Annotated in this window: 9 protein-coding genes and 1 CRISPR repeat array; all 9 genes read left to right on the forward strand. The window is 73.4% G+C overall.

Going from position 1 to position 12,127, the window contains the following annotated elements:
* The 9 genes from csb2 (HL658_RS13390) to cas2 all read left to right on the forward strand — a co-directional run bounded on the left by csb2 (HL658_RS13390) (position 1) and on the right by cas2 (position 11,406).
* Complete coding sequence (csb2, locus tag HL658_RS13390) at positions 1–1,443, forward strand: type I-G CRISPR-associated protein Csb2 (protein ID WP_180282463.1); 1,443 nt, start codon at positions 1–3, stop codon at positions 1,441–1,443.
* On the forward strand, positions 1,440–4,256 hold the full coding sequence (gene cas3g, locus HL658_RS13395; protein ID WP_180282464.1) for a type I-G CRISPR-associated helicase/endonuclease Cas3g: 2,817 nt from the start codon (positions 1,440–1,442) through the stop codon (positions 4,254–4,256). Before csb2 (HL658_RS13390) ends, cas3g begins: the two co-directional genes overlap by 4 nt.
* Complete coding sequence (locus HL658_RS13400) at positions 4,253–5,188, forward strand: type I-G CRISPR-associated protein, Cas3-extension family (RefSeq protein ID WP_180282465.1); 936 nt, start codon at positions 4,253–4,255, stop codon at positions 5,186–5,188. Before cas3g ends, HL658_RS13400 begins: the two co-directional genes overlap by 4 nt.
* Before the next feature lie 24 nt (positions 5,189–5,212).
* Complete coding sequence (gene csb2 / locus HL658_RS13405; protein ID WP_180282466.1) at positions 5,213–5,935, forward strand: type I-G CRISPR-associated protein Csb2; 723 nt, start codon at positions 5,213–5,215, stop codon at positions 5,933–5,935.
* A gap of 65 nt (positions 5,936–6,000) precedes the next feature.
* Positions 6,001–6,473: direct repeats of the CRISPR family, unit length 36 nt; unit sequence GCTTCAATAAAGCCCCGGCATTTCTGCCGGGGATAG.
* Between the two features lie 412 nt (positions 6,474–6,885).
* Positions 6,886–7,080, forward strand: coding sequence for a hypothetical protein (locus HL658_RS13410; RefSeq protein ID WP_180282467.1), 195 nt, complete (start codon positions 6,886–6,888; stop codon positions 7,078–7,080).
* On the forward strand, positions 7,077–7,388 hold the full coding sequence (gene csx16 / locus HL658_RS13415; RefSeq protein ID WP_180282468.1) for a CRISPR-associated protein Csx16: 312 nt from the start codon (positions 7,077–7,079) through the stop codon (positions 7,386–7,388). Before HL658_RS13410 ends, csx16 begins: the two co-directional genes overlap by 4 nt.
* Entirely contained in the window at positions 7,385–8,380 is a 996-nt protein-coding gene (locus HL658_RS13420) for a hypothetical protein (protein ID WP_180282469.1), read from the forward strand. Before csx16 ends, HL658_RS13420 begins: the two co-directional genes overlap by 4 nt.
* 703 nt (positions 8,381–9,083) lie before the next feature.
* Positions 9,084–11,102, forward strand: a complete 2,019-nt coding sequence (cas1, locus tag HL658_RS13425; RefSeq protein ID WP_180282470.1) for a CRISPR-associated endonuclease Cas1 — start codon at positions 9,084–9,086, stop codon at positions 11,100–11,102.
* 16 nt (positions 11,103–11,118) lie between these two features.
* Positions 11,119–11,406, forward strand: a complete 288-nt coding sequence (gene cas2 / locus HL658_RS13430; protein WP_180282471.1) for a CRISPR-associated endonuclease Cas2 — start codon at positions 11,119–11,121, stop codon at positions 11,404–11,406.
* Positions 11,407–12,127 lie beyond the last annotated feature (721 nt).

Genomic DNA, 12,127 nt, shown 5'->3' on the forward strand with positions numbered 1-12,127 from the left:
ATGCTCGCCATCGCGGTGGAATACCTCACCGGCCGCGCGGTCGCCACGCGGCGGGCCGACCGCCAGACCGCGGAATGGCCGCCGCACCCCGGCCGCCTCTTCGCCGCCCTGGTCGCCACCCTGCACGAGGCCGACCTGACCGAGGAGGAGCGGGGGGCCGCGCGCGCCGCGCTGGCGTGGCTGGAAGCCCTGCCCCCGCCGGCCGTCGCCGCGTCGGACGCCGACCACCGCACCGTCGCCACCGTGTGGGTGCCGACCAACGACCGCGAGATGCCGGCCAAGGCCCCGAGGAAGGGCGACGGGCCGGAGCTGCTGGGCCTGCTGCCCGACCGCCGGCTGCGCGCCGCGCGCGCCTTCCCCTCCGTCAACCCGCGGGAACGGACGGTCGTCTTCCAATGGCCCGACGCCCCGGCCGACGCCGCCGGACGGCACGCGCCGGCCATCGACCGGCTGGCGCGCGAGGTCACCTGTCTCGGCCATTCCTCCTCGCTGGTGCGGGCGGCGCTGTGCCCCTCCCCGCCCCCGCCGACGCTGGTGCCGGCCGAGGCCGGTGACGTCCGTCTGCGGGTGCCGCGACGGGGCCGGTTGGCGGAGCTGGAAGGCAGCTTCGCGCGCGGCCAGCGCCCCTCCCCCGGCGGCACCGCCACCTACGCGGCACCCCGCACCGACCGGGGGCCGGCCATCACTCCGGGCGACTGGATCGCCTTCGAGCGGGTGGCCGGCCCCGTCATCCCCCTGCGCGCGGCGGAGGGCGTGGCGGCGGCGGTGCGGGCGGCCCTGATCAAGCGGGCGGCCGATCCGGTTCCCGCCTCCCTCTGCGGGCACGAGGCGGACAACACACCCACCCGCGGGCCGCGCATCGCCATCCTGCCGCTGCCCCATGTCGGCCACACCCACGCGACCAGGGAGCTTCTGGGCTTCGCCCTGCTGCTCCCGCCCGACCTGCCGACGGCCGACCGGATCGCGCTGTACCGCGCGCTGGAGACGGTGGACGGGGACGGGGTGGTGGACGAGTTCCACAGGCTCGCCCTGGGGCCGCCCGGCCGCTGGACCATCGCCCGCCGCCCCGACCCGGCGCTGAAGACCCTGCGCCGCGACCGCTGGGAGGGACCGGCGAGGCGCTGGGCCAGCGTCACCCCGGTGCTGCTCGACCGCGTGCCGAAGCCGCAGCCCGGCCGCGACCTCGCCGCGGTGGTCGCCGCCTCCTGCCGCTTCGCCGGGCTGCCGGAGCCGGTGGCGGTGGAGCGGGTGTCGGACCCGCCGGTGCCGGCGGTGCCTCGGGCCGGCGCCTTCCTGCTCGACAAACGGCCGGAGCGGCCGGTGCGCGTCTGCACCCATCTGGTGCTGGAGTTCGCGGACAAGGTCGCCGGGCCGGTGCTGATCGGCGCCGGCCGCCACCGCGGCCTCGGCCTCTTCGCCCCGCTGCCGGAGGCGTCCCTGTGACGCCGGAGGACTTCCCCGCCTTCTTCCGGGCCGTGCACGGGCAGGACCCCTTCCCCTGGCAGGCGGCGCTGGCCCGCCGGGTGGCGGGGACCGGCTGGCCCGCGCTGCTGGACCTGCCGACCGGATCAGGCAAGACCGCCGTCATCGACATCGCCGTCTTCACCCTGGCTCTGGAGATCGACCGCCCCGCCGCGGAGCGCCGCGCGCCGCTGCGCCTGTTCTTCGCCATCGACCGCCGCATCGTGGTGGACGACGTCGCCCGGCGGGCCGACCACCTTCGGGACCGTCTCGACGCCGCGCTGACGGACGATGCCGCGGACGCCGTCGCCACCACCGTCGCGCGGCGGCTGGCGGGCGGGACGGGCAAGCCGCTGCACACCGCCACGCTGCGCGGCGGCACGCTGCACCACGACGCGGACTGGGCGCGCTCGCCGGCGCAGCCGCTGGTGTGCGTCACCACGGTGGACCAGCTCGGCTCGCGCCTGCTGTTCCGCGGCTATGGCGTCAGCGAGGGCATGCGGCCGGTGCACGCCGGGCTGACCGGCAACGACGCGCTGATCGTGCTGGACGAGGCGCACCTGTCCCGCCCCTTCGAACAGACGCTGGCGACGGTGCGCCGCCTGCGCGGGAATGCTGGAACGCCGTTCCACGTCGTGCGCATGTCCGCCACCCCCGGCGGCCCGGCGGACGCCTTCACCCTCGGGGCGGAGGACCGCACGCACCCCGTGCTGTCCCGCCGGCTGTCGGCGTCGAAGCCGGCGCGGCTGGTCGTCGCTCCAGCCCGCGGCGCCGGGCTGGAGGAGGAGCTGGCTGCGCAGGCGCTGCGCCTGCTGGGGGAGACGCCGCCCTGCGCCGGCGGCGGGCCGGCGGTGGGGGTGGTGGTCAACCGCGTCGGCACGGCGCGGGCGGTGTTCGAGCGGCTGCGGGCCGCCCGGCCCGAGGTCGATGCGGCCCTGCTGACCGGCCGGGTCCGCCCGCTCGACCGCGACCGGCTGCTGGCGGAGCTTCTGCCCCGCATCCGCGCGGGCCGGGCGGAGGATGCGCCCGCGGGCGGGCCGCTGCTGCTGGTCGCCACCCAATGCATCGAGGCGGGCGCCGACCTCGACCTCGACGCGCTGGTGACGGAGGCGGCATCGCTGGACGCTCTGCGCCAGCGCTTCGGCCGGCTCGACCGGCTGGGGCGGCGCGGCCTCGCGCCGGCCGCGGTCGTGGCGCCCAAGGACGCCTTCGCGAAGAACGCCACCGACCCGCTCTACGGCACCGCGCTGCGGGAGGGCTGGGCGTGGCTGATGGCCAACGCCACCGTCACCGGCAAGGGCCGCGCGGCCGTCGGCCAGGTGGATTTCGGGGTCGAGGCGTTGGCGGCGCTGATGGAGCGCACGCCGCCCGGGGACGCCGCCGCCCTGGCGGCACGGGCGCCGGTGCTGTCGCCGGCGGTGCTCGACCTGCTCGCCCGCACCGCCCCCGCCCCGCATCCGGACCCGGACATCGCCCCCTTCCTGCACGGGCTGGGGCGCGACGCGGCGGACGTGTTCGTCGTCTGGCGCGCCGACCTGCCCGCCCTCGACGACCACGACCCGAAGTCCCCGGACGCGGACATCCTGGAGCTGGATATCGCCCGCCGCCTGACCGCCCTGCCGCCATCGGCGCTGGAGGCGATGGCCCTGCCCCGCCACGTCGCCGTCGCCTGGCTGACCGGCACCCGCGCCGACGCCCCGGACGCCGAGGGCGCCACCGCCGAGCCGCTCCCGGCCGAGGCCGCCCCGCGCTGGTTCGTGCGCTGGCGCGGTGCGGACGAGTGCCGCATCGAGAACCGTCCCTTCACGCTGCGCCCCGGCGACACCATCGTCCTGCCGGCCGGCCGTGGCGGCTGCGACCGCTACGGCTGGGCGCCGGACAGCGGGGAGCCGGTGACCGACCTCGCGGAGGAGGCCGCGAGGGCCCGCGGGCGCAGGTTGCACCGCTTCCACCCCAACCTTCCCACCACCCCGCCGTGGGAGGAGGCGGCGGCTCTGATCGCCCTGCACATCACCGCCGACAGGGTCGATGCCGCCGGGCTGATCGGGGCGTTGTCGCTCGATGGCGACTGGACCGTCATCCCCTACGCGGAGGGCGGCGTGCTGCTGGTGGAGCGCCGGCGGAAGCCGGATGACGTCGCACCGGACGGCGACGGCCTGCTGCACACCACGCCGGTTCTCCTGGCCCCGCACCTGGACCGGGTGGCGGAGGTCGCCGGCCGTCTCGCGCGCGCCGCCGGCCTGCCGGAGGACTTGGTCGCCGACATCACGCTCGCCGCCCGCCTGCACGACATCGGCAAGGCCGAGCCGCGCTTCCAGGCCATGCTGCGGGGTGGCGACGCGGTGGCCGCCGCCACCCGGCCGCCGCTGGCGAAGAGCCTGCTTCCCGACCGCGACCGCGCCCGCTGGCACGCCGCCCGCGAGGCCGCCGGCCTGCCCGAGGGCGCCCGGCACGAGGCGTGGTCGGTGGCGCTGCTGCGCGACCATCCCCGCCTCCGCGACGCCGCCGACCCCGAGCTGCTGCTGTGGCTGGTGGGCACCCACCACGGGCAGGGGCGGCCGTGGTTCCCGGCGGTGCCGGACCGGGCATCCGGCCGCCTGTCCGTGACGCTCGGCGGCGACCGTTTCGAGGGGCCGGTGGCGCATGAGCTGGAGCGCCTGGACGGCGGCTGGCCGGAGCTGATGGAGCGGCTGCTGCGCCGCTACGGCGCCTGGGGGCTGGCCCATCTTGAGACCGTGCTGCGGCTGGCCGACCAGCGCGCCTCGGCCGACGAGATGAGGGAGGCCGCGCCGTGACCGAATTCGAGCTGACGGGGCTGGAGGGCGACAATCTGCTGGCCGTCCTGGCGGCGCTGGGCACGCTGGCGGCGCTGGAGGAGGCGTGGCCCGACGCCCCGCCGCGCCTGTCCTGGACGGCGGAGCCGCCGCACCGCGCCGTGCTGACCGTGCCGGCGGACCTCGGCCGCGACGCCCTGCTCGACCGGCTTCACGAGCGGCTGGCGGCCCAGGCCCCGGCCTTCGCCTTCGGCGGGCGGGAGCGGGCGGACATCCCCTCGGCGGAGTTCGCCGCGCTGCTGACGGAGGCCGCGGCCGGGCCGGATCCGCTGCCCGACCCGCTGCCGAACCCGCTCCCTGGCCGGCTGCTGGCCGCACTCGGCTGCGAGGCGGCGGACGGGGAGGAGCCGATCGGCCATTCGCCGCTGGTCACCATGCCCTCGGCCGCGTCGCAGCAGTTCTTCCTGAAGGTGATGGCGACCCTGGCCGCGGACATGGCGGCGGACACCGGGCGGGAGCCGCTGGAGCGCGCGCTGTTCCACCCCTGGGACTACGCCGACGACGGGCGCAACCGCACGCTCCGCTGGGACCCGGCCGACGACCGCGCCCACGCGCTGCGCTGGCGGGAACCGACCAACGACCCGATCCGCAGCATGGCCGGGGCCAACCGGCTGGCATCCACCGGCTTCGCGTGGTTCCCCGCCGCGCGCAGCGGCGGCCGGGTGCGCATCCCCGGCCACGCCCGGCAGGAGGGGGCGGACACGCTGAGCTGGCCGCTCTGGCACGCGCCGGCCGGCCCCGCCGCGGTGCGCGCCCTGCTGTGCCTGCCGGAGCTGACACAGGAGCGGCCCCGGCCGGACCGGCTGCGGCCCCGCGGGGTGGTGCAGGTGATGCGCGCCCGCCGCCACCAGGGGCGGCAGGTCAGCTTTTCCGTGGCCGAGCCCCTGTGGTAGGGCGCTTCGGGTGAGGCCGTTCCGGTGAGCCTGCCCACCGCGGCGCTCTGGCGGCTGGAGGGCGCCGGCCTCCCGCCGGTCGAGCGCGGCTACCCGCTGGCCGCACTCGCCAAGCGGGCCGCACTCCACCACGCCGCGCGGTTGACCGGGCCGGACGCGGTGCCGGCGGTGCTGCACGGGCATGACGGCACCCGCGACCCGCGCCAGCCCAACGCCTTCTTCCTGCCCGCCGACGAGGACGGCGACGGCCGGATCGACCATGTGCTGATCCACGCCGCTGGCGGGCTCGACCGCGCGGCGGTGGCCGCACTCGCCGCCTGCGAGCGGCTGTTCGACGGGCGGCAGGGGGAATGGCCGGTCCGCTGCGTGTGGCTGGGCATGGCCGACGCCGCCCCCTGCCGGCTGGCGGGGCGCGCCGCGGTGTGGGTCTCCGCCACGCCCTGGTTCAGCCCGCTGCACCCCAAGCGGGGGCTGGGGCCCGAGGCCCTGCTCGCCCGCGACCTCGCCTTCCGCGGCCGTCCCGCCCCGGCGCGGCTGGAGCGGCTGGCCGCGACCCCGGTCACGCCCGGCAGCAACCTGCCGCCCCACGCCTTCGCCACCCGCCTGGAAAGCCGCGTCACCCGCCCCCGGCCGGATCCCACGGGCAGCCTCTGGCGCGTCGCCTTCCCGGAGCCGGTCCAGGGCCCCCTCGCGCTCGGCTGGGATTGCCATCTCGGACTCGGGCTGTTCCGCCCGGAGGAGGGATGAGGCCGCCCCGCCGGTAACGACGCAAAGCCCCGGCGGGGGCTGCTGTCCCCGGAGACCTACGAGCGGCTTCAATAAAGCCCCGGCATTTCTGCCGGGGATAGGACCCGACGGTTCCAAACTTCGATTGCATGTTGTTCGAGCTTCAATAAAGCCCCGGCATTTCTGCCGGGGATAGGTGTGCGGGTCGGTGTGACCATTCTTGGCTTCAATAAAGCCCCGGCATTTCTGCCGGGGATAGCGTCCGGCGGGTGGCGGGAGTACCTGCCCGGCGGCGGCGTGCTTCAATAAAGCCCCGGCATTTCTGCCGGGGATAGTGGACCGTCCATCGGGCAACGAGCGCCGATTTTCTTGAGGGCTTCAATAAAGCCCCGGCATTTCTGCCGGGGATAGTGCGTCATCCGCCCATGGTTGCCCACCACCGCCGGCACGCTTCAATAAAGCCCCGGCATTTCTGCCGGGGATAGTGCGTCATCCGCCCATGGTTGCCCACCACCGCCGGCACGCTTCAATAAAGCCCCGGCATTTCTGCCGGGGATAGGGCACCCCGAAATCTACAAGCCGTTTCAACGGCTTGCAAGACGGGGTTCGAGCACCCCTCGCCAAAGCCGCACGATTTTCCGTAATCTTGGCTTCCACCATCCCGACGCGGCGGCCAAGTCCTTGATCCACAATGTCAAACAGCGATTCGAGCGACCCCCGGGGGGTGGAGCGTCACAAGACCGCTCGAATCGGGCCGGTGGGCGGCCCCGGGTGGGGAGGATAACCGGAACGGGCGGGGCGACCAAGCGTGCCATGGCGTCGCGGGGCGGGGTTCGCGAGGCGTCCGCGTCCCCCTGCTTCCATGACGGAAGAGGGCTCCGCCGTCGGAGGGTGGCACGCCGGCAACCGAGCGCGGCCGCATCGGCCATCACGTCGTCCATCGGCCCGGCGCCTGGTCGGTGAAGGGTTCGATGCCGGTCGACATCGGCCGCTTCCTGCGCGACGCGGCGACCGGCCGGAAGGCGTCATCGCCGCCAACCCGGCACGAGGCGTGCCGCCCCCGACCGACCGCGGCGCAGCGCATCCACGACCGGATGACCGGCACGGGCATGGTGGTGCAGAATGCCGCCATCCCCGCCGGCACCTCCACGGAGCCCCCGCCATGACCGCGCTGTTCGTCACCCGCCACGCCGGCGCCGTCGCCTGGGCCGCCCGGCGGGGGATCGCGGCCGAGATGGTGGATCACCTGGACATCGGCCGGGTGCGGCCGGACGACGTGGTGATGGGCACCCTGCCGCTCCACCTCGCCGCCGCCGTCTGCGCCCGCGGCGCCCGCTTCCTGCATCTGGAACTCGACCTGCCGCCCGACGCGCGCGGCCGTCCGCTGACGGCGGACGACATGGATCGGTACGGGGCGGCGCTGGTGGAGTACCGGGTGGAGCGGGTGGATATGGAGAGCGAGGGGGAAGAATGATGAATCGGCATGCGCGAACGGTTGCTTGGGGCCTCAAGAAGTTCGGCTTACTTTTCCTTATCCTCATACTTCCGGTCACCGCCGGATGGACCGGCGATTCTCTGCTGGATCTGATCCGCATGCAGACCGAATGGCCCGCGGGAGCTTCCTGGTGGAGCGGATGGATCGGTTGGCTCGGGTCCACCTGCACCATCCCTTGGACCCATGACTCCCATGTCCGCATGGCCGGGGCTTTGGGTGGAGCCGTCACCTTCTCCGTGGCGGCTGGTATCCTCTACCGCTTCCGGCACGGGCTGTTGACGAGTCATGCCCGCCTGCTTCCGCCGTCCAGGACGCCGGGAACGCGCACGGTCCTCATCATTGGTCTGTCGCCGAGGGTCACCGGGTTCGGCGAACAGCGCCAGAAGAGCGAACAGGCCGCCGACGCGCTGGGGCTGTTGCCCATCGAGCGGTCGACGCAGCCCAAATGGATGATCGCCGAGCAAAAGGACCAATCCGCCGAGATGTCTGCATTGGCGGCAGGAACGACACCATGGCAGCAGGCGGCACGCATCGTGTGGGATCACCTGTCGGCACCCAACCGGCGGCGGCCGCTTGACGCCATCCTCGTTGTCGCCTCGACCCAAACGATCAAGGAATTCGACGCCTTCAAGACATTCCTCGAAAGCCGTCTTACGGATGCCAGGCAACGGATCGAAATAAAGGGCACGCTGCCGGCCATCGAGTCGATGGCCCGGAGCGGCGTTGATTACGAGGACTACAACACCCTGGTCGATGCCCTGTCCGGCGCCGTCGATCATGCACTGGTCAAACATAAGGCCAAGCACGACCAGATCTGTGTCGATGCGACCGCCGGGTTCAAGGTTTTCAGCATCGCCGCGGCGACCGTCACCATGAACCGCAAGCTGATCTTCAGCTATGTGAACAACGACGGCGTTCCGCGCTATTACGACGCGGCCATCGAACTCGGTTCCGCTCTCGGCGAAGGCTGATCGCGACGCGCGTCATTCGCCATTGTCAAAAACGACAGACACCCGGCCCATGACCTCATGCGCCGGGTGTCTGTCGCGTCCTGATCCAAGCTTGCTTCGCAATCCGGATTCCTCCTGAACCCCACCTGGGGTTCGACATGGCCGACCTCGGGGTTTCAATCCGCTCCCGAACGCGGACCCCGGCCAAACTCGCGCCAAGCGTGACATGGATCGCGCCAAGAAGTTTCAATCCGCTCCCGAACGCGGACCCCGTCCGAACACGATCGCGGCCACGACCGCGACATCGCCTGGCTCACGTTTCAATCCGCTCCCGAACGCGGACCCCGTCCGAACACGATCGCGGCCACGACCGCGACATCGCCTGGCTCACGTTTCAATCCGCTCCCGAACGCGGACCCCGTCCGAACACGATCGCGGCCACGACCGCGACATCGCCTGGCTCACGTTTCAATCCGCTCCCGAACGCGGACCCCGTCCGAACTGTCCCGCCGGCATCCCCTTGTTTCAAGTGGCAAATCCGCCACGCTTTCCACGCCCCCTGTGGATGATTCAGAGAAAATCCCGAAATCATGCTTAACATACCGCGTAACCTCGCCAACACTCTCAACAAAATCAACGCACAAACCACCCTTCCACACCACACTTGACACAAACCCTCTCCCCGCCGCACCCTTCCCGCAATCTCCTTCCCCGCGGCCTCCCCATGCCCACCCCCGCCCCCGACAACGCCGATCTGTTCGAGGAGGTGACCCGACTCGACACGCTGGAGCGGGCGTGGGGGCGGGTGTTGCGGAATGGGGGGGCGGCGGGGGGTGACGGGGTGACGGTGGGGGTGTTCGCGCAGGCCGCACCCTCGCGGCTGCTGGCGCTGCACCGGGATCTGCGCGGCGGGGATTACCGGCCGGGGCCGCTGCGGCGGCTGTCGGTGCCGAAGCCGGACGGGTCGTTCCGGCCGCTCGCCATTCCGCCGGTGGTGGACCGGGTGGCGCAGACGGCGGCGGCGCTGGTGCTCACCCCGCTTCTGGACGGGGAGATGGAGGAGGCGAGCTTCGGCTACCGCCCCGGCCGTTCGGTGCAGCAGGCGGTGGCGCGCGTCGCCTTATGGCGCGACCGCGGCCATGGCTGGGTGGTGGATGCGGACATCGAGCGGTATTTCGAGCGGGTGCCGCACGACCGGCTGCTCGACCGTCTGGAACGCTCGATCGGCCCCGGCCCGCTGACCGGACTGATCGCCGTGTGGCTGGAGGCGGGGGCGGAGGACGGGGTCGGGCTGGCACAGGGCTCGCCCCTGTCGCCGCTGCTGTCCAACCTCTACCTCGACGATCTGGACGAGGCGCTGGAGGGGCGCGGCGTGCGGCTGGTGCGCTTCGCCGACGACTTCGTGCTGCTCTGCCGCTCGCGCCAATCCGCGGAGCGCACGCTGGACCACGCCGCCGCGGCGCTGGAGGCGGCGGGGCTGCGGCTGAACCGGGAGAAGACGCGCATCGTCCCCTTCGACCAGGGCTTCCGTTTCCTGGGGCACCTGTTCGTGCGCTCGCTGGTGCTGCCCAGCCCGGCCGACGACCCGGAGACGGAGCCCGACCGCCTGCTGCGCGCCGTCGCCGCCCGCGACGCGGAGGCCGAGGCGGAGGCGGCGGCGCAGGAGGAGCGTGACCGTCTCGCCCGCGCCGCCGGGCTGGACCCGGCGCTGCGCACCCTGCATCTGCTGACCCCAGGCCGCCGGCTGGCGCTGCGCAACGAGGCCTTCACGGTGGTGGAGCCGGACGGGGCCGGCGGCGAGCGGGAGCTGATCGCCATCCACCACCGCCACCTCGACCGCATCGACCTCGGCCCCGACGCGGAGGCGGAGGCCGACGCCCTGCGCTGGGCGCTCGCCACCGACACGGAGGTCGCCTTCGTGGACGGGCACGGGGCGACGCACGGGCGGCTCGCCCGCCCCGCCGCGCGCCGCGCCGCGCTGCATCTGGACCAGGCCCGCCACGCGCTGGACGAGGGGCTGCGGCTCGACCTCGCCCGGCGCTTCGTGGACGGGCGGCTGCGCAACCAGCGCGCCCTGCTCCGCCGGCTGAACCGCAACCGCAAGCTCGACATCGTCGATGGCGCCGTGCACGCCATCAACGCCCTGCTGCGCCGGCTGGAGACCGCGGCCGACGTGGCGGAGCTGCTGGGGCTGGAGGGGCAGGCGGCGGCCCGCTACTGGCCGGCCTGGGCCGCCCAGGTGGAAGGCGGGGTGGAGGGCGGCGGGGCGGCGGGCTGGGGCTTCCCCGGCCGCCGCCGGCGCCCGCCGCCGGACCCGCTGAACGCCGTGCTGTCCTACCTGTCGGGCCTGCTGGGGCGGGACGTCGCGGCGCTGCTGGAGCGGCACGGGCTGCACCCCGGCCTCGGCGCGCTGCACACCCCGCAGGACCGCCACGACAGCGCCGTCTACGACCTGATGGAGGAGTTCCGGGCGCCGCTGGTGGAGGGGCTGACGGTGGCGCTGGTCAACCGCCGCACCCTGCGCCCCGACCATTTCGGCGGGCGGGAGGCGGGGGTCTGCCGCATCGACGCCGACGCGGTCGGCGCCATCATCCGCGCCTACGAGCATTGGGTGGCGCGGCCGGTGGCGAGCCCGCGCGGCGGGCGCACCACATGGCGCGGCCTGATCGCGGAGCAGGCGCTGGCGCTGGCCGCCCATGTCCAGGGCCGCGAGCCCTACCGCCCGCACGTCATGGATTATTGAGCCGGGAGCGCGCGGCATGGCCGAGACGGCGATGGTGATGGTCTTCTGCTACGACGTGGAAAGCGACCGCCGCCGCCGCCGCGTCTCCGCCCTGCTGGAGGAATGGGGCGTGCGCGTGCAGAAGAGCGTGTTCGAGGCCCGCCTGACCGACCGCCAGGCCCGCGCCCTGATGGCCCGCGCCGCGAAGGAACTCGGCCCCCGCGACACCCTGCGCATGTACGCCCTGTCCGCCCACGGCTTGGCCCGCAGCGCGTCGGTGGGCGGCGCCCCGCTGCCGGAACAGCGGGATTTCTGGGTGCTGTAGGCACTCCCGCCCCGGCCCCCACCCAACCCTCCCCCATCTTCGACGGGGGAGGGCTTTCTTCTCCTCCCCCCGCGACGTGGGGGACCACCAACCTCTCCTCCCCCGTCGAAGATGGGGGGAGGTCGGGAGGGGGGCCGGACGCAGGCGCGTGGCTCACACAAGAAAAGCGCCCCGATACACCGACGCCGTGGAATGGACGACGCCAAGGCTCCAACCCCGTGGGCACCCGTCAATCCACTCCCGAACGCGGATAGGCTCCGAACCCGACGCGCTGTTGAGCGAGCTGGTAGAGGCGCTGTTTCAATCCGCTCCCGAACGCGGATTCCGTCCGAACCCAGGATCGCCGCCTCCCCCACGCCGCCCGCTGCTGGTTTCAATCCGCTCCCGAACGCGGATGGCCTCTGAACGGGCAGCAGCCCGAGCAGGCGAAGTCCCCGTGTTTCAATCCGCTCCCGAACGCGGATGGCCTCTGAACCAGCGGCACGGTGTTCAAGCCGCGGCCGGGGGTCGGGTTTCAATCCGCTCCCGAACGCGGATGGCCTCTGAACGGGCAGCAGCCCGAGCAGGCGAAGTCCCCGTGTTTCAATCCGCTCCCGAACGCGGATGGCCTCTGAACAGTGCTGTTGCCATGCGGTTGATGCAACAGGGAAATTCGGCACGCTTTCCACGTACCCTGTGGATGGAATCGGCCACGGCGGCAAAACAGGGTTAACCGGCGGCA

Origin of the sequence: Azospirillum oleiclasticum, from assembly GCF_013423485.1 — a bacterium.
Classification (GTDB): domain Bacteria; phylum Pseudomonadota; class Alphaproteobacteria; order Azospirillales; family Azospirillaceae; genus Azospirillum; species Azospirillum oleiclasticum.

What these genes read in the sequence shown, in the direction of transcription:
- csx16 (WP_180282468.1), top strand. Translation starts at nt 7,077, where the DNA reads ATGACCGCGCTGTTCGTCACCCGCCACGCCGGCGCCGTCGCCTGGGCC.
- HL658_RS13410 (WP_180282467.1), top strand. Translation starts at nt 6,886, where the DNA reads ATGCCGGTCGACATCGGCCGCTTCCTGCGCGACGCGGCGACCGGCCGG.
- HL658_RS13420 (WP_180282469.1), top strand. Translation starts at nt 7,385, where the DNA reads ATGATGAATCGGCATGCGCGAACGGTTGCTTGGGGCCTCAAGAAGTTC.
- csb2 (WP_180282463.1), top strand. Translation starts at nt 1, where the DNA reads ATGCTCGCCATCGCGGTGGAATACCTCACCGGCCGCGCGGTCGCCACG.
- cas2 (WP_180282471.1), top strand. Translation starts at nt 11,119, where the DNA reads ATGGCCGAGACGGCGATGGTGATGGTCTTCTGCTACGACGTGGAAAGC.
- cas1 (WP_180282470.1), top strand. Translation starts at nt 9,084, where the DNA reads ATGCCCACCCCCGCCCCCGACAACGCCGATCTGTTCGAGGAGGTGACC.